Source organism: Pseudonocardia asaccharolytica DSM 44247 = NBRC 16224, assembly GCF_000423625.1.
Taxonomy (GTDB): Bacteria; Actinomycetota; Actinomycetes; order Mycobacteriales; family Pseudonocardiaceae; genus Pseudonocardia; species Pseudonocardia asaccharolytica.
The window spans coordinates 66,136-89,290 of record NZ_AUII01000014.1 but is presented as its reverse complement, the minus strand read 5'-3'; the positions used below and the strand labels follow the sequence as shown (position 1 = coordinate 89,290).

The 23,155-nt window shown below is 72.2% G+C and carries 24 protein-coding genes; 12 read left to right on the top strand and 12 right to left on the bottom strand.

The features are described from left to right. Nucleotides 1–33: 33 nt before the first annotated feature. The 3 genes from G567_RS0116140 (at nucleotide 34) to G567_RS0116130 (ending at nucleotide 2,290) form a co-directional block, all read left to right on the top strand. Nucleotides 34–447: a DUF3151 domain-containing protein gene (locus G567_RS0116140; RefSeq protein ID WP_147201071.1), complete on the top strand. Its 414-nt coding sequence runs from the start codon at nucleotides 34–36 to the stop codon at nucleotides 445–447. Between the two features lie 11 nt (nucleotides 448–458). Continuing rightward, complete coding sequence (locus tag G567_RS0116135) at nucleotides 459–1,547, top strand: FUSC family protein (RefSeq protein WP_186814208.1); 1,089 nt, start codon at nucleotides 459–461, stop codon at nucleotides 1,545–1,547. Between the two features lie 65 nt (nucleotides 1,548–1,612). Further along, nucleotides 1,613–2,290, top strand: a complete 678-nt coding sequence (locus G567_RS0116130; RefSeq protein ID WP_028930796.1) for a lysophospholipid acyltransferase family protein — start codon at nucleotides 1,613–1,615, stop codon at nucleotides 2,288–2,290. A 44-nt stretch (nucleotides 2,291–2,334) separates the two neighbouring features. Here G567_RS0116130 and G567_RS0116125 read toward each other — a convergent pair whose 3' ends face one another. Continuing rightward, entirely contained in the window at nucleotides 2,335–3,030 is a 696-nt protein-coding gene (locus G567_RS0116125) for a hypothetical protein (RefSeq protein WP_186814209.1), read from the bottom strand. Between the two features lie 109 nt (nucleotides 3,031–3,139). Between G567_RS0116125 and G567_RS0116120 the strand changes: the two genes are divergently transcribed. Beyond that, complete coding sequence (locus tag G567_RS0116120; protein ID WP_028930794.1) at nucleotides 3,140–4,420, top strand: adenylosuccinate synthase; 1,281 nt, start codon at nucleotides 3,140–3,142, stop codon at nucleotides 4,418–4,420. A 57-nt stretch (nucleotides 4,421–4,477) separates the two neighbouring features. Here the strand turns inward: G567_RS0116120 and G567_RS0116115 are convergent, their stop codons facing one another. From G567_RS0116115 to nth, 4 genes are read right to left on the bottom strand one after another with little or no spacing between them, the layout of a single operon-like run. Continuing rightward, nucleotides 4,478–5,680, bottom strand: coding sequence for a MarP family serine protease (locus tag G567_RS0116115; protein ID WP_028930793.1), 1,203 nt, complete (start codon nucleotides 5,678–5,680; stop codon nucleotides 4,478–4,480). Nucleotides 5,681–5,693: 13 nt separating this feature from the next. Further along, nucleotides 5,694–6,398, bottom strand: a complete 705-nt coding sequence (locus G567_RS0116110; protein ID WP_028930792.1) for an NUDIX hydrolase — start codon at nucleotides 6,396–6,398, stop codon at nucleotides 5,694–5,696. Continuing rightward, nucleotides 6,395–7,036, bottom strand: a complete 642-nt coding sequence (locus G567_RS0116105; protein ID WP_028930791.1) for a TlpA family protein disulfide reductase — start codon at nucleotides 7,034–7,036, stop codon at nucleotides 6,395–6,397. Before G567_RS0116105 ends, G567_RS0116110 begins: the two co-directional genes overlap by 4 nt. 19 nt (nucleotides 7,037–7,055) lie before the next feature. Next, nucleotides 7,056–7,787: an endonuclease III gene (gene nth / locus G567_RS29315; protein ID WP_084796189.1), complete on the bottom strand. Its 732-nt coding sequence runs from the start codon at nucleotides 7,785–7,787 to the stop codon at nucleotides 7,056–7,058. Nucleotides 7,788–8,040: 253 nt separating this feature from the next. Between nth and G567_RS0116095 the strand changes: the two genes are divergently transcribed. Continuing rightward, complete coding sequence (locus G567_RS0116095; RefSeq protein WP_028930790.1) at nucleotides 8,041–8,295, top strand: hypothetical protein; 255 nt, start codon at nucleotides 8,041–8,043, stop codon at nucleotides 8,293–8,295. A gap of 166 nt (nucleotides 8,296–8,461) precedes the next feature. Then, nucleotides 8,462–9,136, top strand: a complete 675-nt coding sequence (locus G567_RS0116090; protein WP_028930789.1) for a Crp/Fnr family transcriptional regulator — start codon at nucleotides 8,462–8,464, stop codon at nucleotides 9,134–9,136. Between the two features lie 15 nt (nucleotides 9,137–9,151). Here G567_RS0116090 and G567_RS0116085 read toward each other — a convergent pair whose 3' ends face one another. Both G567_RS0116085 and G567_RS29310 read right to left on the bottom strand, forming a co-directional pair. Further along, a complete protein-coding gene (locus G567_RS0116085; RefSeq protein ID WP_028930788.1) occupies nucleotides 9,152–9,946 on the bottom strand; it encodes an MBL fold metallo-hydrolase in 795 nt (264 codons plus the stop codon). Next, entirely contained in the window at nucleotides 9,943–10,749 is an 807-nt protein-coding gene (locus tag G567_RS29310) for an NUDIX hydrolase (RefSeq protein ID WP_147201072.1), read from the bottom strand. The genes G567_RS0116085 and G567_RS29310 overlap by 4 nt, the downstream gene beginning before the upstream one ends. 542 nt (nucleotides 10,750–11,291) lie before the next feature. Here G567_RS29310 and G567_RS36265 point away from each other — a divergent pair. Then, nucleotides 11,292–12,002, top strand: a complete 711-nt coding sequence (locus tag G567_RS36265) for a VldE C-terminal domain-containing protein (protein WP_051233175.1) — start codon at nucleotides 11,292–11,294, stop codon at nucleotides 12,000–12,002. 47 nt (nucleotides 12,003–12,049) lie between these two features. Here G567_RS36265 and G567_RS32235 read toward each other — a convergent pair whose 3' ends face one another. From G567_RS32235 to sp36, 4 genes are read right to left on the bottom strand one after another with little or no spacing between them, the layout of a single operon-like run. After that, nucleotides 12,050–13,909 carry a hypothetical protein gene (locus G567_RS32235; RefSeq protein ID WP_028930787.1) on the bottom strand — a complete coding sequence of 620 codons (1,860 nt, stop codon included), beginning with the start codon at nucleotides 13,907–13,909 and terminating at the stop codon, nucleotides 12,050–12,052. A 27-nt stretch (nucleotides 13,910–13,936) separates the two neighbouring features. Next, nucleotides 13,937–14,560 (bottom strand): hypothetical protein, encoded by a 624-nt coding sequence (locus tag G567_RS29295; protein WP_051233173.1) that lies wholly within the window; start codon nucleotides 14,558–14,560, stop codon nucleotides 13,937–13,939. After that, a complete protein-coding gene (locus G567_RS0116060) occupies nucleotides 14,560–15,018 on the bottom strand; it encodes a RidA family protein (protein WP_028930786.1) in 459 nt (152 codons plus the stop codon). The genes G567_RS29295 and G567_RS0116060 overlap by 1 nt, the downstream gene beginning before the upstream one ends. 3 nt (nucleotides 15,019–15,021) lie before the next feature. Further along, nucleotides 15,022–15,198: a Sp36 family protein gene (gene sp36 / locus G567_RS34345; protein WP_147201074.1), complete on the bottom strand. Its 177-nt coding sequence runs from the start codon at nucleotides 15,196–15,198 to the stop codon at nucleotides 15,022–15,024. A gap of 110 nt (nucleotides 15,199–15,308) precedes the next feature. Between sp36 and bagA the strand changes: the two genes are divergently transcribed. Continuing rightward, on the top strand, nucleotides 15,309–16,343 hold the full coding sequence (gene bagA, locus G567_RS0116050) for an ATPase BagA (protein WP_028930785.1): 1,035 nt from the start codon (nucleotides 15,309–15,311) through the stop codon (nucleotides 16,341–16,343). After that, nucleotides 16,340–17,509, top strand: a complete 1,170-nt coding sequence (gene bagB, locus G567_RS29290; RefSeq protein WP_483826398.1) for an ArsA family ATPase — start codon at nucleotides 16,340–16,342, stop codon at nucleotides 17,507–17,509. Before bagA ends, bagB begins: the two co-directional genes overlap by 4 nt. A gap of 3 nt (nucleotides 17,510–17,512) precedes the next feature. On the opposite strand, the gene G567_RS0116040 is transcribed toward bagB, so the two are convergent. Then, complete coding sequence (locus tag G567_RS0116040) at nucleotides 17,513–17,806, bottom strand: WhiB family transcriptional regulator (protein ID WP_028930784.1); 294 nt, start codon at nucleotides 17,804–17,806, stop codon at nucleotides 17,513–17,515. 162 nt (nucleotides 17,807–17,968) lie between these two features. On the opposite strand from G567_RS0116040, the gene G567_RS0116035 reads away from it, so the two are divergent. From G567_RS0116035 to G567_RS0116025, 3 genes are all read left to right on the top strand, one after another. Next, entirely contained in the window at nucleotides 17,969–20,410 is a 2,442-nt protein-coding gene (locus G567_RS0116035) for a transglycosylase domain-containing protein (protein ID WP_307724140.1), read from the top strand. 89 nt (nucleotides 20,411–20,499) lie between these two features. Next, complete coding sequence (locus G567_RS0116030; RefSeq protein WP_147201075.1) at nucleotides 20,500–20,967, top strand: hypothetical protein; 468 nt, start codon at nucleotides 20,500–20,502, stop codon at nucleotides 20,965–20,967. Nucleotides 20,968–21,169: 202 nt separating this feature from the next. After that, on the top strand, nucleotides 21,170–23,149 hold the full coding sequence (locus G567_RS0116025) for a bifunctional MFS transporter/dTMP kinase (RefSeq protein ID WP_147201076.1): 1,980 nt from the start codon (nucleotides 21,170–21,172) through the stop codon (nucleotides 23,147–23,149). Nucleotides 23,150–23,155: the final 6 nt, after the last annotated feature.

Genomic DNA, 23,155 nt, shown 5'->3' with positions numbered 1-23,155 from the left:
CGTACGGCCCCACGACCGGGCAGGATGTGCCGCATGAGCTTGCACGGCAACCTGCTCGGCCCAGATCCGACATTGCTCCCGGTCGATCCCGCCGCTGCGGCGCTGGACGCCGGCACCGATCCGGCCGAGGTCGCGGCGGCCGACCCCACCTCGAGCCTGGCCTGGGCGACGCTCGCCGAGGCCGCGCTCGCCGAGGGCCGGACGATCGACGCATACGCCTACGCGCGCACCGGCTACCACCGCGGGCTCGACCACCTGCGCCGCAACGGCTGGAAGGGCTTCGGCCCGATTCCCTGGTCGCACGAGCCCAACCGGGGCTTCCTGCGTGCCCTCGCCGCGCTGCTGCGGGCCGCCGAGGCGATCGGCGAGACCGACGAGATGGAGCGCTGCCGAACCTTCCTCGCCGAATCCGACCCCGCCGCCCCGGCGGCGCTCGGCCTGACCTGACCGAGGCCGCGGTGCCCACCCGGGCGCGGGCCGCGGTCGCGAAGCGCGCCCGCAGGCTGACGGTAGCCGCCGTGCCCATCGTGCAGTGCGCGGTTTCCGCGGGTCTCGCCTGGTGGGTCGCCGCGGAACTGGTCGGACACATCCAGCCGTTCTTCGCCCCGATCGCCGCCGTGATCAGCCTCGGGGTGTCCCTGGGACAGCGGCTGCGCCGGGCGGTCGAGCTGGTGGTCGGGGTGAGCCTGGGGGTGCTCGTCGGCGACCTGATCATCTCGGTGATCGGCAGCGGCCCGTGGCAGATCGCCCTGGTTGTGGCGTTGGCGATGGCGGCTGCGGTGTTCGCCGACACCGGCACGCTCATCGTCGGCCAGGCGGGGGCGTCGGCGGTGCTGGTGGCGACGCTGCTCCCGCCCGGCAGCGTCGGCGGACTGGACCGCTGCGTCGACGCGCTCGTCGGCGGTGTCGTCGGGTTGGTCGTCGCCGCGGTGCTTCCCGTTGACCCGGTCCGTCCGGTGCGCCGGGCGTCCCGGGCGGCGCTCGACGAACTGGCCGCGGTGCTGCACGCGATGGCCGATGCACTGCGCGACGGCGACGTCACCGCCGCCGCGGCCGCGCTGCGCCGCGCCCGGCAGAGCCAGCCGCTCATCGACGGGTTGCGCGCGGCCCTGTCCTCGGGGCGCGAGGTCACCGCGGTCGCGCCGCTGCGCCGGCCGCGCCGCCGCGAACTGCACCGCTTCGACGAGCTCGCCGAACGTCTCGACTACGCGATGCGCAACACCCGGGTGCTCGCCCGCCGCGCCCATACCGCGCTCGGCGACCGAGGCTCCACCGTCGACGGGTTGGGGGATGCGGTCGCCGCGCTCGGCAACGCCGTCGGCAGGCTGGCCGCCGAGCTGGGCGAGGACGGGGACCGGGCGCGGGTGCGCGCACCGGTCCTCGAGATCGTGCACGGCCTGTCGTCCTCGACGGGGGAGGGTGGGGCAGCGCTGAGTCCCGCGGAGCACGTGATGGTGGCTCAGCTCCGGTCCATCGCGCTGGATCTGCTGCAGGCCAGCGGGATGAGCCGGGACGACGCGCTGGCGGCGATGCGGTCGAGAGACTGACGGCTCGGGCCGCTCTCGGAAACGCGTGCCAGGCTGACACCCGTTTCCCGGATCCCAGAGGTGGTGTGATGCACCTGTTGATCAGATGGTTGCTGGCCCCGATCACGCGGCTGCTGTATCGACCCGTGGTCGAGGGTGCTCAGCGGATCCCGCGATCCGGGCCGGTGATCCTCGCCGCCAACCATCGCGGCGCCGTGGACACGGCGGTGATCTCGCTCGTCACCTCGCGCCCGGTCTCGTTCCTGGGGAAGGCGGAGTACTTCACCGGCCGAGGCCTCAAGCGGCGGCTGGGGGCACGGTTCCTGTCCGCGTTGGGCTATGTGCCCGTCGACCGGGCGAACGCCAAGGCGGGGCTGGCCGCGCTCGACGCCGGGCGCACGGTGCTGCGCTCCGGTGGCGTGTTCGCGATCTATCCGGAGGGCACGCGCTCGGTGGACGGGCGGTTGCATCGGGGGCATACCGGTGTCGCGTCGCTGGCGCTGAGCACGGGCGCGCTCGTCGTCCCGGTGGCGTTGCTGGGTACCGAGAAGGTGCAGCCGATCGGAACGAAGATCCCGCGGATCGCACCGCTGACGGTCCGCTTCGGCGAGCCGCTCGACTTCTCCCGCTACGAGGGTCTCGAGAGCTCGGCCGCGATCCGCCGCGCGGTGACCGACGAGATCATGGACGCGATCGCCGGGCTGTCGGGGCAGGAGTACGTCGATCGTTACCACCCTCGCCCCGGCGACATCGCCGCAGCCTGAACCCCCCTGTGAGTGCGTAACAGTGTTAGAACACTGTTACGCACTCACAGGGGGGGTTTGACCAGGAGCCAATCGGAGGTGTGGCGGTACCAGGTCCAGCGGGTGACCTCACGCGGGTGCGGCACCCCGTCGTGGACGACGGTCGCGGAGATGCACCCCACCTGCAGCGCCCGGCCGGTGGCGGCCTGCACCCCACGGCCGGGCAGGGCGGACACTCCCCGCGGGCCGGCCTCGACGTGCAGCCGCCGCACGCTCCCGCGCAGCACGAGCCGCTCGTCGCAGTAGGCCTCGCCGCGCAGCCCGCGCACCTCGCCGCGCCCGACCAGCACGCCTCCGGCGTCGTCGCGGATCAGCGGGACCGCCGACGCCGTCCCGTCCAGCGCCAACGCCGCGGCCCGCGCCGGATCGCGCGGCAGTTCCCACACCTGCGCCGCCGCCGACCGGCGGCTCGTCGGGACGTAGGCCACCTCGGTCGTTCCGAGGCGCTCGGTGCGCAACAGCCGCACCAGCACGGCGCTCAGGTCGGCGTCGCGCCCGGCGACGATCAACCGGGCGGGCCGGTACTCGGCGAGCACCGGATCGATCTCGGCGCGCCCGGGATTCGCCGGCACCTGCACGGCCGGGACGTTCGCCAGGACGGCGGGGATCCGCGTCGCTCCGCCCGCGGGGATGCCCCGACGACGTTCCGCCGCACCACCGTCACACGTCAGCAGCACCACGTCCGAATCGATCGAACTCACCTGATCGGATACCCTCTCGCCGCGACGCCGAGGCGCGCCACCCGTCTGCTTCGCGCGTGTCGGGGCGTGTGCTCACGCCGCGTCGCGCCGTCAAGGACTGGAGTTTCGCATGCCGGCGATCGTGCTCATCGGTGCCCAGTGGGGCGACGAGGGGAAGGGTAAGGCGACCGACCTGCTGGGCGGTCAGGCGCAGTGGGTGGTGCGTTACCAAGGCGGTAACAACGCCGGCCACACCGTCGTACTGCCCAACGGGCAGGACTTCGCCCTCCACCTCATCCCATCCGGGATCCTCACCCCGGGCACGAAGAACGTCATCGCCAACGGCGTCGTCGTCGATCCGGGCGTCCTGCTGGAGGAGCTGGCCGGGCTCGAGGCCCGCGGCGTCGACACCAGCAGCCTGCTGATCAGCGCGGACGCACACTTGATCATGCCTTACCACATTGCCATCGACAAGGTGACCGAGCGCTTCCTGGGGAAGGCGAAGATCGGGACGACCGGTCGCGGCATCGGGCCCGCCTACCAGGACAAGGTCGCCCGTGTGGGGGTGCGGGCCGCCGACGTGCTCGACGAGAAGATCCTGCACCAGAAGGTCGAGGCCGCGCTCGCCTATAAGAACCAGGTTCTGGTCAAGGTCTACAACCGGCGGGCCCTGGACGTCGACGAGGTCGTGGACACCGTGCTCGCCCATGGCAGGCGCTTCGCCGGCCGGATCGCCGACACCCGGCTGCTGCTCAACAAGGCCCTCGAGGCGGGCGAGACGGTCCTGCTGGAGGGTTCACAGGGCACGTTGCTGGACGTGGACCACGGCACCTACCCCTTCGTGACCAGTTCCAACCCGACTGCCGGCGGCGCGGCGGTCGGATCGGGCATCGGCCCGAACAAGATCGACCGGGTGATCGGGATCCTGAAGGCGTACACCACGCGAGTGGGTTCGGGGCCGTTCCCGACCGAGCTGCTCGACGCCATGGGCGAGCATCTGCGCAAGGCCGGGGGGGAGGTCGGCGTGACGACCGGGCGGGCCCGCCGGACCGGCTGGTTCGACGCCGTGATCGGCCGCTACGCGGTGCGGGTCAACGGGATCACCGACTTCTTCCTGACCAAGCTGGACGTGTTGTCCGGACTGGAGAAGGTTCCGATCTGTGTGGCCTACGACGTCGACGGCAAGCGGACCGATGAGATGCCGATGACGCAGACCGACGTGCACCACGCCGTTCCGGTGTACGAGGAGCTTCCGGGCTGGTTCGAGGACCTTTCGGTCTGCCGGACGTTCGAGGAGTTGCCCGCCAACGCCCGCGCCTATGTGCACCGCGTCGAGGAGCTGACCGGCGCTCCGGTGAGCGCGATCGGGGTGGGCCCCGGCCGCAACCAGACGATCACCCGGAACGTCTGATCGGGTCCGATGGCCCCGGCCCGGCCTTGACAGGTCCGGGGCCTTGGGCACGGCGAGTCAGGCCGCACATGCCCCGGTGTCGGCCTTGCGGCTGAGCGCAGGCGAGCTGAGCCGCGCGTCGGCCACCTGATCCGCGGTGAGCACGAAACCGGTCTCCGAGTCGTCCAGCGCCGCCCCGAAGACCACACCGATGACCTGCCCATCCGGGTTGATCATGGGCCCCCCGGAGTTCCCGGAGCGCACAACCGCACGCACCGTGTAGACGTCGCGGGTGACGGTGCCGCTGTCATAGATGTCCGGGCCGCGCAGCTGGATCCGGTCGCGGACCTTGCCCGCGGTGGCGGTGAACGGTCCGTCCAGCGGATAGCCGAGCACGATCACGTCGTCGCCGACATTCGCCGGGTCCGGCGCGAACTCCAGCGGTGTGGCCTGCAGGCTGGGCACCGCGAGGATGGCGACGTCGATCTCGGGGTCGTACGAGACGACCGTGGCCCGCAGGTCACGGGTGCGCCCGCCGCGGCCCATGACCTCGACGCTGGTCTCCGATGTACCGGCGACGACGTGGGCGTTGGTCATCACCCGCTGCGGGCCGATGACGAACCCCGTTCCTTCGAGCTGACGCGAGCACGACGGTGCCCGCCCGCGGACCTTCACCACGGAGCCTGCGACCTCGCGCACGACCGGGCTGCGCGCCACTCCAGGGTCGGGCGGGCCGACGGCGGTGATCGGGGTCTGTGCGAACGGGCTCAGTACATCCGGAAATCCGGAGTTGTCGAGCAGTTGACGCAGCTCGGCGGGCAGCTGGCGGGCCCCCGTCGGCATCACCGAATCGACGGACTTGAGCACCTCCGAGCTGCGCACACTCGACGCCAACTCGGGGAAGCTCGCCGAGGCCAGCGGCAGCGCCACCAGCCACGCTGCGACCACAACGGTGAGCGCCTGCAGCACCGACCCGAACGCCGAATCGACCTTGAGGCTGCGTTCGCCGGTGATCCGGTCCCGAATCCGGCGACCGAGGAACACCCCGGTCGTCTCGCCCAGCGCGACGAGCAGCACCACCACGACGATGCTGACGATCACCCGGGTGCTCTCGGTCTCGATGTTCTGTGCGAGCAGCGGCGCCAGCCGGACCCCGAGGATGGCGCCGCCCAGCACACCGACGAAAGACAGCAGCGCGACGGCCATCCCGTGCCGCCATCCGGACACCCCGGCGATCAGTGCGAGCACGATGATGAGGACGTCCACCCAGCTGACGCTCATGCGGAGACCGTGGTCATCGGCCTGCGACCTCCTGCCCGGCGGCCCTGGCGGCGGACCACGCTTCTCCCAGGTTGTGGGCCCGAGACGGATCCCACGGCCGTTCCCAACCCCCCAGCTGCAACAGCGCGGACAATATGCCCCCGGTGAAACCCCAGACGAGGAGGCCCGCGACGTTGAACGCCGGGCCGACGAAACCCGAGGGATGGTGCACCGTGAGCCTGTTGGCCGGGTCGGCCAGCTCCTCGATCGGAACCCTCACCACCCGTGCGGTCTCCGCCGGGTCGACCGCGCGGACCTGCGTCGGCCGTTCCCAATGTGCCAGCACCGGGGTGACCACGAACCCCGATGGTGGGATGAACAGCTCGGGCAGCCGGGTCAGCGGCACCACCCCGGTCGGGTCGAGTCCCGTCTCCTCCTCGGCCTCCCGCAGTGCCGCGGCGACGGGGCCAGGATCGGTCTGATCGATGCTGCCGCCGGGAAAAGCCACCTGGCCCGGGTGGTTGCGCAGATCGGCGGCTCGTTCCATGAGCAACACGTCCGGCGTGCCGTTGCCTTCGGCGAACAGCATGAGGACCGCGGCCCGTCTGCCTCCCGCCGGCGGCGGAATCCGGTGGCGGCTCAGCGTCGCGGCATCGACATCGCGCACGCCCTCCAGCAGCGGCACCAGCCACTGCGGCGCTCGCTCCGGATGCAGCCGGAGCAGCCGTTCCGGGATCATGCGGCTCCCCCGAGCCGGGCCACCGCGTCGGCGACGTCGTCGGCGTCGGCGAACGGTATCGGCGGGTCGACGAGCGCGACGCTGCCGTCCGCACGTACGACGTAACTCACCGGCAGCGCGGGCGGCAGGGACAGGGCTCGGCGCAATGCGTCGTCGGGATCGGTCACCGAGGGGAGCCGCACGCCAAGGTCGGCAAGCAGCGACAGCGCGGACTGCGGGTCGTCCCGGACGTCGATGCCGATCACGGGAACGGCCCCGGGGCGCGCCGCGTACTCCGCGAGCACCGGCAGCTCGGCGCGGCACGGCGCGCACCACGACGCCCAGACGTTGAGCAGCGCCGGCCGGCCCGCAAGCGCGGCCGCGAGGTCGACCGAACCGTCGGCGCCCAGACACGGCACCGATATCCCGGCCAGGGGTCCGCTTCCAGGACCGGTCCCGATCGGGCATGGCTCCAGGGCCGCGGTGGCGCGCAGCGAGTCGAGGTCCGCAGCCCCTGCCGCGCTGGGTGCGGCCGCCGGGGCGCCCGGTTCGGAACCGCCGCGGGGCCACAGAGCGAACACCCCGGCCGCGGTGAGCAGCACCACGACCACGGTGATGACGATCTCGGAACGCGATGGCCGTGTCAGCTTCGCGCTCATCGCCTCCACCTGCGCAGGATCATGGCTCGCTGTCCCCCGCCACGATCACCGCACCGTCGCCCTCCGGTACGCCGAAGCCGGCCAGTGCCAGCAGATGCACCGTTTCCGGACCCTTGACCAGTACGGCGGCCTGCGCCGGGTCGGTGGGCCCGGTGCCGAACGCCGGGCAGTCGACGGCGAGGGTGCAGACCCCGCACGCCGGCTTGCGGGCATGGCAGATCCGGCGGCCGTGGTAGATCACGTGATGCGAGACCATGGTCCAGTCCCGCTTCGGAACGAGGGCCCCGACGGCGTGCTCGACCTTGACCGGGTCCTCCTCCGCGGTCCAGCCCCAGCGCCGGACGAGCCGGCCGAAATGCGTGTCGACGGTGAGCCCGGGGACTCCGAAGGCATTGCCCAGGATGACGTTGGCGGTCTTGCGCCCGATCCCGGGGAGCTTCACCAACTCGTCGAGGGTGCCGGGCAGCACGCTGTCGTGGCGCTCGACGACCGCCTGCCCGAGCCCGATCAACGCCGTCGCCTTGTTGCGGAAGAAGCCGGTGGGCCGGATGAGCTCCTCGAGCTCGGTGCGATCGGCCCCGGCGTAGTCGACGGCGGCCGGATAACGGGCGAACAGCGCGGGGGTGACCTCGTTGACCCGCTTGTCCGTGCATTGTGCCGACAGGATCGTGGCGACCGCGAGCTCGAGTGGGGTGGTGAAGTCGAGCTCGCAGCGTGCGTCGGGGAAGGCGGCGGCCAGCGCGCGCAGCATGCGGCCCACGCGCCGGGCCCGGCCCAGGCTGCTCTCCCCGGCGGCGATCCGGGCGGCGAGCCGGGCCGCCCTGCGCCGGTCGGGGAGGGGCCGATCGGGGAGGGTCCGGACGGGGTTGTTCACGGTTTCGAGCCTACGGGCGCCCGCTGACAACCGGCGATGCGCAGGTCAGGTCACGAATGGGTATCGGGTTCCGCGGATCGGGGCCCCCGGTGAGCGGTCCCAGGGGCGGTGCGGAATCATCGATGCCGACATGACTGCCTGGTTGTCCGTCCTTGTGCCGCTGCTGGTGATGTTCTTCGCGCTTGGGATGGAGCGCGTCGAGTCCCGGCTGCGAGAAGCCACTCTCCGTCAGGACGAGCTCGATGAGCTGCTCCAACGACCACGTCCCGACGAGGTGCGTGCGCTGTTCCGGCAGGGCACGGTCCGGGCGCTGGAGCTGTTCCGGTTGCGCAACCGGACACCGGGTCATCGCCGTTCGGCGCGGCGAACCAAGATCTCCTCGTAGCTGATCGGGTCTTTCGAGGGGGGCGGTCGCGCCGAGTGCGCGCGACTGGCATGCTCCGGCTCGCACTTGAGACGGGACCTCGTCGTCGTTGGAAGGGCAGTAACGCCTAGACTAGCGCGCCGATGATCCGTCGTGAGTAGCGGCTGGATGGACGAGGAGCGGGAATGTGGACGACGTTCTGATCCGCGCAGGAATTTTCCAGGGCGTGGAACCGCAGGCTGCGGAGGTACTGGCCCAGTCGCTGGAGCCAGTTGAATTCCCGCGCGGGCACGTCATCTTCGCCGAGGGCGAACCCGGTGACCGGCTCTACATCATCGGCAGCGGCAAGGTGAAGATCGGCCGTAAGTCGGCGGACGGGCGGGAGAACCTGCTGATGGTGGCGGGCCCGTCGGACATGTTCGGCGAGCTTTCGATCTTCGACCCGGGTCCGCGCACATCGACCGCCACGACGGTCACCGAGGTGCGCGCCTTCACGATGGACCGCGTCGCGCTGCGGGAGTGGATCGGTAAGCGGCCCGAGATCGCCGAGCAGTTGCTGCGGGTGCTCGCTCGCAGGCTGCGCCGGACGAACAACATGCTCGCGGACCTGATCTTCACCGACGTCCCCGGCCGGGTGGCGAAGTCGCTGCTGCAGCTGGCGCGCCAGTTCGGGTCGCAGGAGTCTGGCCTGCTGCGGGTCACCCACGACCTCACGCAGGAGGAGATCGCGCAGCTGGTCGGAGCCTCGCGGGAGACGGTGAACAAGGCGCTGGCCGACTTCGCGCACCGTGGCTGGCTCCGGCTGGAGGGCAAGAGCGTGCTGATCCTCGAGCCGGAGCGGTTGGCCCGCCGGGCCCGCTGAGGTCCCGCTCTGGCGTCAGGTACGCAGGTGGTCCAGCTGGGCTCGGACCGACCACTCCGCGGCGCCCCACAGCACCGGGTCCACGTCGGCGTAGACGATCTCGACGATCTCGCGAGCCGTCGCGTCGGGTCCGAGCCGTGCCAGCGCGGCTCGGACCTGATCGAGCCGCTCCTCACGGTGCGCCTGGTAGGCTGCGGCGACGGCCGGAGCATCGGCGAGTTCGGGACCGTGCCCGGGCAGCACCGCGGTGCCCTCGGGAAGGTCGGCAAGGATCGCCAACGAGCTCAGGTACGGGCCCAGCGCCCCGTCGGGATGCGCGATCACCGTCGTTCCACGGCCGAGGATCGTGTCACCGGTCAGCACGCTCGCGGCTGCGTTACCGGGGCCGTCGAGAACGAAGCAGATCGAGTCGGCAGTATGGCCTGGAGTGGCGAGCACACGGATCTCCAGCCCCGCCGCCGCAACGACATCCCCGTCGGCCAACGCCTCCGAGCCCAGTACGAGTGACGGGTCGAGCGCCCGCACCGGCGCCCCCACCAGCTCGGCGAACCGGCGGGCACCGCCGGCGTGATCCCGGTGGTGATGCGTGAGCAGGACCTGAGCCACGGGGCCCAGCGCGGCGAGCCGACCGAGATGCACCTCGTCGTCCTCACCGGGGTCGACGATCACGCACTCCTCGGTGTCCGGTGCGCGCAGCACCCAGGTGTTGGTGCCTTCCAAGGTCATCGGCGACGGGTTCTCGGCGAGCAGCACCGACGCGATCGGAGTGACCTCCCGCAGCACGCCGTAGGCGGGATGTTGCCCCGTCATGGTCGGACCGCCGGGTTCAGGTGATCGACGGCGAGGGGATAGTCCGGGTCACCGGGGACCACGACGACGATCTCGTCGCCGCGCCGCACCACCTTCGGAATGACCGGTTCGATCGGCTGCTGTTCCGCGCTGGCGAGCACCCCGGACGTATCGGAATGCTCGGCGAGCTGCCGCAGCGTGCGCAGGGTGGGCGGCATCAGCTGGATCGCGCCTTGCCGCCACTGCGCGAGCGCGTCCTGCGGGCGCCACCAGGAGGCCTCGACCGCCTCGGTCGTCGCGCCGTCGGCCTGCTGGTCGTCGGGGACGGTCGCGGTGAAGAAGAACGTGTCGTAACGTCGCGGGCTGGACTCCGGGGTGATCCAGCGGGCCCAGCCGCGCAGCAGGTCGGCGCGCACGACGAGATCGGCGGCGCCGAGCAACCCGCTGAACGTCCGCCTGCGGGCGACGACGTCCGCGCGCCCCTGCACGAGCACGTCGGCATCGACCGGGTCTCCGTCGGCGGGTCCGGCGAGCAGCACCCCGCACTCCTCGAAGGTCTCCCGCACGGCGGCGAGTACCAGCGCGCCGGCCAGTTCGGCCGAGCAGCCCAGCCGCTCGGCCCACCAGCGCGGCTCAGGGCCGGACCACCGCGCCGGATCGGGCCGGTCGTCGGGGTCGACGCCACCGCCGGGGAACACCGTCATCCCCCCGGCGAACGCCATCCCGGTGACCCGCCGCTGGAGGAAGACCTGCAGCGGCGAAGGTCCGTCCGCGGGCCCGGGCGAGTTGCGCACGAGCAGAACGGTTGCCGCAGGACGTGGCACGGAAGGCTCCCGCGGCTCTCCGGCTCCGATGCTCACGCGGCAGACCGTAACCGATCGGCCGGGTAGCGCGCGGTGACGACGGACACGGTGTGGGGAGGTCCTTTCGCCGGAGCGGGTGGACGACGCGTGGCGCGCTCGGCGGTCCACGCCGCACCGCAGGCTGGTCGGCACTTCTTGGTCGGAAAGGGCCAATGGATGGTGTGGCGAATGGCGCAGTAGGGGACCGCTCGTCGCTCCGGACCGCTCCGTCGTCTCAGCTGCCGCTCTGAGGAGCGGCGATCACGGCGGTCGATTGCCTACCTTTTGTCGCGGATCGAACACGACTCGGTTACGAAACGGACACAAGCGCTCCCCGCTGCTCCTCCTGGTGTCCTGCCGAGCCGTGGATCCGGAAGGTAGTCGTGGCTCGGCATCGCTCCCCCCGAGGCCGTCGCCCCACCCTCGACCTCCCGCGGCCGCAGGTCCGGCGGGCGGCGAAGGCGCGGGGTGCGGCAGCAATCCTCCCCCAACACAGGCACCGTCCGATCCGACGAGGTGGCATCATGCTCGCCGTCACCGGCGGGGTCCTGTCCTTGCTGGGCGCCGCAGGCGGCGGTGCGGACGTCCCCGCACCGACTGTCACCGCCCCCGACACCGCGGCGGCTCTCCACGTCGCTGCCGACACCGTCGTGCCGAACTCCACCGTGCTGAACTCTGCTGCACCAGTGGACGGCGTCGAACACGCGGCGAACGTCAACGGCTTCATGGTGGTGGCGGCGCTCCAGCGGGCACAGGACCGGGTCGGCCTGCTCGAGGCGGAGCGCGCGACCGCCCAGGCCCAGGAGCGGGTCGCGCACAGCACCCGGCAGCGTTCGCCACAGCCGGCCACCGCTGCGGCCGTCTCCTGCAACCCGTCCACCGCCGGGCTCGGCGCGGTGAAGCCCTGGGTCCGGGACGCTGCGGAGTTCCTCGGGTGCCGGTTCGGCCAGCCGCAGGTGGGAGGCGTCGCCGGCCGCGGCGGCCCCTCTGACCACCCGGCCGGGCTCGCCGTCGATTTCATGGTGGACCGCGCCACCGGTGACGGGCTGGCCGAATGCGCCCTGAGGAACATGGACGCCCTCGGTATCAAGTACGTCATCTGGCGGCAGCGCATCAACACCGGCAGCGGCTGGAAGCCCATGGAGGATCGGGGCGGAGCTACGGCGAACCACATGGACCACGTCCACGTCTCGTTCGAAGGCAGCCCCGGCAGCGGCCCCCCCGCAGGCTGTTGATCAGCTGATCGCGCGAGAGCCGCCGCGCAGGTGGCGGACGCGCCGGCTCAGTTGTTGAGCTCGGGTGGGCCGATCGGGTGCGGCGGGGTGAACCCGTTGCTGTGCTCGTTGACCGGGTCCGCGTGGCGCGGAGCCCGTTCGCGCGCGGCCAGCTCGGCGCGCAGCTGGCTGAGCAGGTCGCGCTCGGTGTCGCTCAGCGTCAGCGTCGGATCCGCCGCGGACTCCGTTGGGTCGCCACCGCCCGCGGCGGGCGGTGGCGCGCCGGCGCCGCGCTGCTCCTCGGGGTCCGGGTCCGAGCGATGCCGGGCCCGTCGCCGACCGCCCTCCGGTGCGGGCGGTTCGCCGGTCGCCTGATGCGGCGCGCGCCGCCGGACCGGCCGCGGCGCGGCCGGTCCGGTCATCGGCTGGGGATGATCGGGCCGGGTCGACTCCGGCCGGGGCGGGCCGGACCGCCCGGGATCGGGTTGGCCGAGATCGGACGGGTCCCGATCGGGTTGGGTCGACTCCGGTTCGAAGAGATCGGGTTCGAAGAGATCGGGTTCGGCGGGATCCTGCTGTTCCGCGCCGGGCGCCGCGTCGGTGAGCCGGGCGCTCGGGCCGGCCGCGCGGCCGGTGTCCGGCTGGTCGATGGCGCCCTGCTCCTCGGCGGCGTCGGTGGCGACCTCGTCCGTGGGGGCCGCGGTCCCGGAGTCCTCCGCGGGCACCGACGGCGCGGGCATGGCCCACTCACCCGAGGCCCATTCGTCCGCCCAGGGCTGCTGCGGCGGCTCGGTCGCCGCCGAGGGCCTGGGCGCGGCCGGCGGCTTGAGCGGGGCCGGTGGCCTGGGTGAGGCCTGCGGCTCGGGTATCGCCGAGGTCGGGTCGAGCAACGGGTCCAGCAGCGGCTGACGCAGCGGACCGTTGAGCGGGTCGGGCCGCCCGCCGGGGGATGCTGCAGCCATACCGTCACCCTCGTCGTCGGCCTCGGCTTCGACGGGTGGTTCCTGGACGGGCGCGACGTCTGCGTCGGAACGTTCGGCGGCCGGATGCGCGTTCGGAGCCGGAGGTAGGGCAGCCGGCGGGCCCTGGACGTACCCACCGCCTGCGGGCGGCCCGGCCGGGCCGAGCCGCAGCCCGACGGTGGGTACGTCCACCGCGGAAGGGTCGGCGGCGAGCCGGGGAGCCGGATGCTGCGGGGGGACCGGACGGGGCGGGACTCCGTCGACCGAGGGCGCCCGGCCAGGGGTGGGCGGCGGTGGCGTCGACCGTGGACGCACGTGCGCAGCCGGCCGGCGCGGGGCGGGTGGGGACGCATCCGGGACCGGGCGTGCGGACTTCAGCGCCGCCGCATGGTAGCTCGGCAGCGCCGTCCCGGCCACGAACACCTCGACGGACGCAGCCGTGCCCGCCCGGTCGAGGGTGGCCGCGAACCGGTAGGCCATGACGTCCGCGAGATGCTCCTCGAACGCGGCCTCGGCGGCGATCTCGACCAGTATCACTGGGTACGGCAGCGGGCCGGGCGCGGATCCCGCGGGGGTGATCCGCCAGGTGAGCCAGGTCCGACAGCCAGGCGGTCGATGGGCGGCGCCGGCCAGCACCGTGCCGATGCGCGCCGCCGCAGCGGGGCCCCCGGCGTCGGCGTCGAAGCGGTGCGTCGTGCCGCCCTCCCGGCGCGCCGGGACCAGCTCCCGCTCGGCATCGAGCCCGATCCGCAGGCTCTGCCCGAGCGCCACGACGGTCTCGCGGACCTGCGACGGAAGGGCGGTGCGGTCGGCGACGAGGGTGGCGGCGAGCAGCTCCAGGGCTTGCGTGTCCTCGCCGATCGCCACCAGCTCCCTGCTCTGGGCGAGCAGGTCGTCGTCGACCCTGCCGGCCAGGGCGAGCAGCAGCTCGTGCATCGTCAGGGCCGGAGTCCCGGTCCGTGCCACGGCACCTCCTTCGCTCGGCTCACCAGGTCACGCGGACGTCAACGCACCGACCGGCGCCGCGGTGGCGTGCTCGCCGCCGGTGGCGGACCACAGCAGTGTGGAGCCGGTCATCGCGGCCTGGTGGTAGGGGGCGGGTTCGAACCCGGTGGGCAGGACCTCGACGCCCGGCGTGCGATCGCCGTGCGCGCGCAGCAGCCGTTGCAGCGTGCCGGTCAGCACCCACGGCCGGTCGGCGCCGAGGACGAGCACGACGCGCTGTTCGCCACGGGGACCGATCCGGAGGCTCTGGCGCAGCTCGCGCACCCCGGTCTCGCCACGTACGACCGCGAGCACGCAGAGCGCGGCGACGTCGGGCACGACGGCGCCCGCTCGGAACCCGGCGCTGCGCGCCTCCGGCGCGTGGACCGGCAACACGGCGTCGAGCAGCCGGCGCGGCGCGCCCCAGCCGCCGACGGCCTGCACCAGCAGGTCGCGCTCGTCGGCGGTGAGCCCGATCCGGTTGCGCAGCAGCGCCCTCGGCAGGGTCGCACCGACCGCGGAGCGGCCCTCGACCGAGAGCCAGTCGCGCAGCCGCCACAGCAGGTCGTCGGGAAGCCGACCGGCCAGCCGCAGGAGCAGCTCGTGGCAGGCGCGGTCGGCCTCCGCCTCCATCACGCGACCTCGACGATCAGCTCGACCTCGACCGGGGCGTCCAGCGGAAGCTCCGCGACACCGACGGCCGAGCGCGCATGCCGTCCCGCTTCCCCGAAGACCTCGACGAGCAGATCCGATGCCCCGTTGACCACGCCGGGCTGGCCGCCGAATCCGGGCGCGGACGCCACGAATCCGACGACCTTGACCACCCCCGTCACCGCGTCGATACCGACCAGTGCGTCGATCGCCGCGAGCGCGTTGAGCGCGCAGATCCGAGCGTGGCCACGGGCGTCCTCGGCGCTGACCTCGGCCCCGACCTTCCCCGTTGCCGGCAGCGCGCCGTCGACGAACGGCACCTGCCCGGCGGTGAAGACCAGCGAGCCGGTGCGCCGGGCCGGGATGTAGGCGCCCGCCGGGGCCGTCACCGACGGCAGGGAGATACCCAGTTCCCGCAGCCGTTCGCTGGGGGTCGCCACGGCTCAGCCGCCCTGGATCGGACGCTTGAAGAAAGCCACCAGCTGCTCGGGGTTCGCCCCGGTCGTGACGGTGACCAGCTCCCAACCGTCCCGACCGAAGTTGTCGAGGATCGCCTTGGTGTTGTGGATCAGCAAAGGTGCGGTGAGATACTCCCACCGGGTGACGCCGGGTGAGCTCATGATGCGTGACTGTAGTGTGCGCCGCCACGCGGCCGATTCGGCCCTCGGCCGCAACCGCCTGACTCGGTAGGCCGGGCCCGCCCGGCGACGGCGACCGTAGGCTGGAGCCCGTGACCTCCCCCGGTTGGCCCGCCGCGTTCTCCGGCGTCCGCCTGCATGTCGTGTCGGGCAAGGGCGGCACGGGCAAGACGACGGCCGCGGCCGCGCTCGCGCTCGCGCTGGCCACCGGCGGGAAGCGAACGCTGCTGATCGAGGTCGAGGGCCGCCAGGGCATCACCAGGGTCTTCGACACCGCGCCGCTGCCCTACGAGGAGCGGCGGATCGCGGTCGCCCCCGGCGGCGGCGAGGTCCGCGCACTCGCGATCGATGCGGAGGCCGCGCTGCTCGAGTACTTCGAGATGTTCTACCGGCTCGGGATGGCCGGTCGGACGTTGCGCCGGATGGGCGCGATCGAGTTCGCGACGACGCTGGCCCCCGGCCTGCGGGACGTGCTGCTCACCGGCAAGGTCAAGGAGTGCGTGACCCGCACCGGTCGCGACGGCCGGTACGTCTACGACGCGGTGGTGCTGGACGCCCCGCCGACCGGACGGGTCGTCACGTTCCTGGACGTCACGAGAGCCATGGCCGACCTCGCGAAGGCAGGGCCGATCCACAGCCAGGCCGACGGCGTGGTCCAGTTGCTGCACTCGCCGCAGACCGCGGTGCATCTGGTCACGCTGCTGGAGGACCTTCCGGTGACCGAAACCCTCAATACCGTTCGCGAGCTCGACGCCGCCGATCTGCGGGCCGGGGCATTGATCATCAACAAGGTGCGGGAGCAGTGGTTGCCCGACCGCTCGGTGGCTCCCGCCGCGGACGGTCGCATCGACACCGCCCGGGTCCGCAACGGGCTGGCCGCCGCCGGGCTGGACCTGCCCGCGGAGGTCGTCGACGGGCTGGTGGCCGAGACCGTCGAGCACGCGGTGCGGGTCGCCGCCGAGGCGGCCGCGCTGGCCAGGCTCGACAGCGAGCTCGCCGAGCCGATGCCCCGGCTCGAGCTTCCGCACCTGCTCGGCGGCGTCGATCTCGGCTCGCTCTACGAGCTCGCCGAGGCGCTGGTGGCTCAGGGCGTCCACGTGCGGCAGACCAGCGGGGCGTCGGCGTGAGCCCGCCGAAGCAGCCGCCACCGCTGAAGATCGACGCGATGCTCGACGACGCCGAGACCCGGATCCTGGTGTGCTGCGGGTCCGGCGGGGTCGGCAAGACGACGACGTCGGCCGCGCTCGCCATGCGGGCGGCCGAACGTGGCCGCAAGGTGGTCGTGCTGACGATCGATCCGGCGCGGCGGCTCGCCCAGGCCCTCGGTCTCGGCGAGCTCTCCAACGAGCCCCGCCGGGTCGCCGGACTCGATGCCGACGGCGAGCTGCACGCCATGATGCTCGACATGCGCCGGACCTTCGATGAGATGGTCTATGCGCATGCCGACCCCGATCGTGCCGAGAAGATCATCGCCACGCCGTTCTACCAGGCCATTTCCTCGTCGTTCTCCGGGACGCAGGAGTACATGGCGATGGAGAAGCTCGGTCAGCTCGCCGCAACCGGGCACTGGGACCTCATCGTCGTCGACACTCCACCGTCGCGGTCGGCACTGGACTTCCTCGACGCCCCGCAGCGGATGTCGGACTTCCTCGACGGCCGGATGATCAGGTTGCTCTCCGCCCCGGCGCGCGCGGGCGGCCGGGGTCTGCGCAGGATCGTCGGGGCCGGGTTCCAGTTGTTCGCCAAGGCCGTCTCGACGGTCATCGGCGGCGCCATGCTGGCCGACGCGTCGGCGTTCGTGCAGGCCTTCGACACGATGTTCGGCGGGTTCCGGGAGCGCGCCACCGCGACCTATTCGCTGCTGCGCTCGCCGGGAACCGCGTTCCTCGTCGTCGCCACACCCGAACCGGACGCGCTGCGCGAGGCCGCGTACTTCGTCGACCGGCTCTCCACAGAGGACATGCCGCTGGCCGGACTCATCCTCAACCGGACGCATCCGGTGCTGGCCAGGCTGTCGGCGGCCAAGGCGCGTGATGCCGCGGACAACGCGAACGGTCCGACGCTGGCCGCCGCGGTGCTGCGGCTGCACGCCGACCGGGTCGAACTCGCCGAGCGTGAGGACCGGCTGTTCAGCCGGTTCGCCGGCGCCCATCCCGAGGTCGCGGTGGCGCGGGTGCCCGCCGTCGCGGGGGATATCGCCAACCTCGACGGGCTGCGCGAGATCGGCGCGCGGCTGGCGGCGGACGGGTACCCGGAGCACGAGCGGTCCGCCGCGCTGGGTGCGGCGCGTTGACCACTATCCGCTCGTCGCGCCCGCATAGTGCGCCGAACGGGCCTCGCCGAGCAGCCGGGCCCAGGACCGCACGGCCGGCCGGGCGCGCAGCAGCGCGCGGCGCTCCCGCTCGGTCATCCCGCCCCACACCCCGAACTCGATCCGCTGGTCGAGGGCGTGCGCCAGGCATTCCGTGCGCACCGGGCAGACGAAGCAGAACCGACGTGCGTCCCGCTGCCGCGCTCCCGTCACGAAGAGTCCCTCGGCGTCTCGGGTCCGGCACCGCGCCGCTGCCCGCCAGTTCCACCTGCCCGTCATCCCGACCCCCACGGTCCGTCCCCAGGCCGCCGGAGTCGACGACCTTGCCTGTGACGGATCCTCTGGCCGACCGGTTCCACCGATAAGCGTGTGGAACTACTCAACCTCACTCCTTTGTGACCTGACGGGGGCCGAACCGGACTCCGCGTACCCTGACCCGATGTGAACATTCCGCGGCATCTGGTCCGGCCGATCGGACTGCTTCTGGGGTTCTGCATGCTGGCCGGCGTCGTCACCGCCGGGATGGTGTTCCCCTTTGCCGCCTGGATGGGCATGGTCTCCAACGAGGCCGGGGACAGCGTCAACAGCACCTCCGGCGATCTCGTGGACGGCGCTCTGCCGCAGCGCACGACGATCACCGACTCCGCGGGTCAGCCGGTCGCCTACCTGTTCGACCAGAACCGCACCTCGGTCGCGGCCGACGACATCTCCCCGGCGATGAAGGCGGCGATCGTCGCGATCGAGGACCGGCGCTTCTACCAGCACCAGGGCGTCGACTGGCAGGGCACGATCCGCGCGGTGGTCGCCAACTCGGCGTCCGGGGACGTCGTGCAGGGCGCCTCGACGCTCTCCCAGCAGTACGTCAAGAACTACATGCTCTACGTCGACGCCCAGACCGAGGCGGAGCGGCTCAAGGCCACCGAGCAGACACCGGCTCGCAAGCTCAAGGAAGCGCGTATCGCGCTGCAGATGGAGCGATCGCTGAGCAAGGAGGAGATCCTCACCCGGTACCTGAACATCGTGTACTGGGGCAACGGCGCCTACGGGATCGCCGCGGCGGCGCGCACCTACTTCGGCGCCACCCCCGACAAGCTGACCGTGCCGCAGGCCGCGCTGCTCGCCGGGATGGTCCGCAGCACCACCGGGTTCGACCCGGTCGCGCACCCGCAGGCCGCGCTCGACCGGCGCAACCTCGTCATCGCCCAGATGCGTGAGCAGGGCATGATCAATGATGCCCAGGCGCAGGAGGCCGCGGCCAGCCAGCTCGGTGTGATCACTCCGCTGAACACCCAACCCAACGGCTGTATCGGCGCGGGCGACGCCGGCTTTTTCTGCAAGTACGTCGTGGAGTACCTGACCGAGGCCGGTTTCCCGATCGACCAGCTCACCCGGGGCGGCTTCACGATCAAGAGCACCCTCGACCGCGACGCGCTGGAGAAGATGAAGGCCGCGCTGGACGAGAGGGTGTCGCCGACCCAGCCGAACGTCGCGAACGTGATGTCGATGGTGCAGCCGGGACAGGACAAGCACCGGGTGCTCGCGATGGGTTCCAGCCGCACGTTCGGGTTGAACGCCGACGAGTACGAGACGAGCTACGGGCTGCCCTACGAGCCGGTCAACCTCGGGGCCGGCTCGGTCTACAAGATCTTCACCGCGGCGACCGCGCTGGAGAAGGGGATCGGCATCAACTACTCGCTGGCCGTCCCGCCCAGCGGCTACACCTCGCCGATCTACCTCGACGGCGGCGGACGTCCGATCCCGGTGCAGAACGCCGGTAGCTACCCGGAGCGGATGAACCTCACCGACGCGCTCGCGACGTCGCCGAACACCGCGTTCATCAAGCTCGAGGAGTTCACCGGGGTCCCCGACGTGGTCGATATGGCGGTCCGGCTGGGATTGAAGTCGCTGTCCACGATGCCGTTCGTCGATCCCGCCACCGGCAAGCGGACCGACCGCTCGATCGCCGAGGTGACCAAGGCGCAGAAGCAGGCGTCGTTCACCCTCGGCACGAGTCCGACGAGCGTGCTGGAGCTCGCTAACGTCGCCGCGACCCTCTACAGCGGCGGCAAGTGGTGCCCGCCGAGCCCGATCGAGTCGATCACCGACGCGGCGGGGAAGCCGGTTCCGATCATCGAGGCGCCCTGTGACCAGGCCGTCGACCCGGGTCTGGCCAACACCCTGGTCAACGCGCTGAGCAAGGACGACATCAGCGGTACCGCCGCCGCCGCGGCTCGTGCGGCAGGCTGGAACCGGCCGATGCTCGGCAAGACGGGGACCACCCAGCAGCACAAGTCGGCCGCCTTCGTCGGGGCCGTCCCGCAGCTGGCTGCCGCAGTGATCACATTCGACAACTCGCGCTCGCCCAAGCCGCTGTGCGACGGCGGCGGCGCACCGTTCGCCTGCCGCAGCGGCAACATCTTCGGCGGCAAGACGCCGGCGCAGACGTGGTTCAACGCGGTCAAGCCGATCCTCGAGGGCGAGCCCGTGCTGCCGTTGCCGCCGACGGAGGATCGGTACCTGCAGGGCGGCGCGGAGTCCCGTGTTCCCGATGTCGTCGGCCGTGGCCTGAACGACGCCCGTGCAGTCCTCGACCGGGCCGGCTGGCCGGTTTCGACCCGCACGGTCGACAACCTGGCCGCGCGGGGGACCGTCGTCGGCCAGAGCCCCCGCGGCACCGCACTGCCGGGTGAGACGATCGTGCTGCAGATCAGCAGCGGCACGGTGCCCGCCCCGCCGCCCGCGCCGAGCGGCGAGCCGGCGCCGGGTGGTGAGCCGGCGCCGGGTGGCGAGCCCGCGCCGCCCGGTGGTCCGCCGCCCGATGGGGGTGCCCCGCCGCCCGATGGGGGTGCCCCGCCGCCCGATGGGGGTGCCCCGCCGGGGTGAGGGTGCCGAGGCGTCGGGTGCGGGTGATCGTTCTGACACGCCGCTCGACGGTGCCGCCTACGGGCTGACCAGGCTCTACCATCCGCCCCATGGGGGATGGTGACGATCGGTCCGACGTGTTGTTCGGCCCCGATGGGACCGACGACGCGGAGCCGCCCGGCGGCCGGCCGCCCGAGCCCCTCCCCAAGACCGGCCGGCCGCCCTGGCCCGCCCCCAAGATCGGCGTTTCGGAGCCGCCGGCCGCGCCATTCGCGACGGACGCTGCCCAAACGCCGATCATGGAGTCGTCCGGCTCGGTTCCGACAGGCCTGAACGGCCCGGTTCCGGGATGTCCGCCCGGCCCGGTTCCGGCGTTCCCCCAGCGCGGCGTCCCAGCAGGCCCGTACCGCGCTGTTCCACCCGATACCTACCGCCCCCGCATCGAGGCCGAGCCGAGCCTGCTCGGCCTGTCCCGGCATACCCGCGGACGGCTGGGATCGCGGTTGTTCAACCTGTTCTTCGCGATGATCTTTGTGATGATCTTCGTTCAGATGATCGTCGCCCTGCTCGACGTCTGAGAACGTGCTGAGCCCCGCGAACCGCCCGTGCCACCGGCTGGAGCCCGGTGGCGACTACCCTGGCGGCGGACGGTCGTCGCCCGCCGCTGGTGGCGGCCTGTATCCCAGCAGCCGGGCGGCACCGCCGAGGAGGTGAGGAGCGATCCGTCCCGAGACCGCTCCGCCCGGCGGGCCGTCGCTTTCCCCGCCGACATCGCACCGCGTGCGCAGCGTGCTGGCGATTCCCGCGTTTCGCCGGTTGTGGCTGGTCACGGCGGTGTCTTCGACGGGCGACTGGCTGTCGCTGCTCGCATTGACCTCGCTGGCCACCCAGCTGACCACCGGCTACCAGGCGCAGAGCTTTGCGCTCGGCGGCGTCGTCGCGACGAAGCTGCTCCCGGCCCTGCTGCTCGGCCCGTTCGCCGGTGCGCTCGCCGACCGGTTCGACCGCCGTCGCGTCATGGTCGTCTGCGATCTGCTGCGCTTCGGCCTGTTCATCTCGATCCCGCTCGTCGGGTCGCTCTGGTGGCTGTTCGTGGCCACCTTCCTCATCGAGATCTGCGCGCTGTTCTGGATCCCGGCGAAGGATGCCGCGGTGCCGAACCTGTTGCGGCGTCCCGACCAGATCGAGACGGCCAACCAGCTCGCGTTGGTGATGACCTACGGCGTCGCCGTGATCACCGCCTCCGGGCTGTTCACCGTGATATCGAGCGCCGGGTCGCTGATCAGCAGCACGTCGCCGCTGATCACCGTCTACGTGGCGTTGATCATCAACGGTTCGGCGTACCTGCTCATCGCGATCACGGTCTGGTTCCGGATCAAGGAGATCTCCGGCCGCGGGGCCCGGCGCCAGGAGGAAGCGCCGAGCCTGATCCACTTGCTGCGTGAGGGTTTCCGGTTCGTCGGCAGCACACCGCTGATCCGCGGCCTCGTCATCGGCATCATCGGGGCGTTCGCGGCAGGCGGCGCGGTCATTGCGTCGGCCAAGCTGTACTCGGCGAGTCTCGGCGGCGGGGATGCGGCCTACAGCGTGCTGTTCGTCTCGATCTTCGTCGGGCTCGCGGTCGGGATGGGTGCGGCGCCCCGGCTGGCCCGCAGGCTTCCGCACAACAGGCTGTTCGGGACGGCCATCGTCGCGGCCGGGCTGTCGCTGTCGCTGGTCGCGCTGGCGCCGCACCTGTTTCTGGCGATCATCGCGGTGGGGTTGGTCGGCGGGTTCGCCGGGATTGCGTTCCTCACCGGCCTGACGATCATCGGCGCCCAGGTCGCGGACGAGGTCCGCGGGCGGGTCGTCGCATTCGTACAGTCGCTGGTGCGCATCGTGCTCCTGGGCTCGATGTCGATGGTTCCGCTGCTCGTCGGGCTGGTCAGCGCGCGCCGGGTCGAGGTGTTCGGCTACCCGTTCGTCATCGACGGCACCCGCACCGTGATGCTCGCCGGCGGCCTGGTCGCCGCGGCGGTCGGCACGCTGGCCTATCGCCAGATGGACGACCGGCGTACCGAGCCGTTGCTGCCGGACCTGCTCGCGGCGCTGCGCCGAGGGGACCGCAGGACCGGCTCCGGGGTGCTCATCGCCGTGGAGGGCGCGACGGCCGCGGAGACGACCGAACAGGCCGGTCGGCTGGCCGCGGCCCTGCGCGCCCAGGGCCACCTCGTCGTCGAACCCGATCACGGCGAGCGCGACCAGGCCCGCTGGGCCGCCGCCACTCGGGAGGCCAACCTGTCCGGTGCCCGGGCCAAGGCGCTGGCGGCCGCGGCCGTGCGCGCCGACATCGTCGAACGAGTGATCCGCCCCGCCCTGGCCGGGGGTGCCGTCGTCGTGGTCGATCGGTTCCTGGCCAGCCCGCTCGCCCAGTTCGGCGTGGCCGCGGACCGGATGGACGCGGTGCTCGACCAGGGCGAACTGGAGAATCTCGCCGCCTGGGCCACCGGGCGGTTGCGGCCCGATATCTCGGTGCTGCTCGACCGCGCGCCGACCCCCGACCTGCTGGAGAGCCGCGGTCTCGCGGGCGAGGAGCACGTTCGGGTCCAGCGGCTGCTGACCCGGATGGCGGCGGCCGAACCGCACCGCTACGTAGTGGTCGACGCCGACGGCACGCCCGAGCAGGTCGCCGAGCGGGTGTTCGCGGGCCTGCTGCCGATCCTGGGTGGTCCGCGCGTGGCGGAACCCCCGATCGGCCCGGACGCCCGGACGCACTCGTGAGCCTTG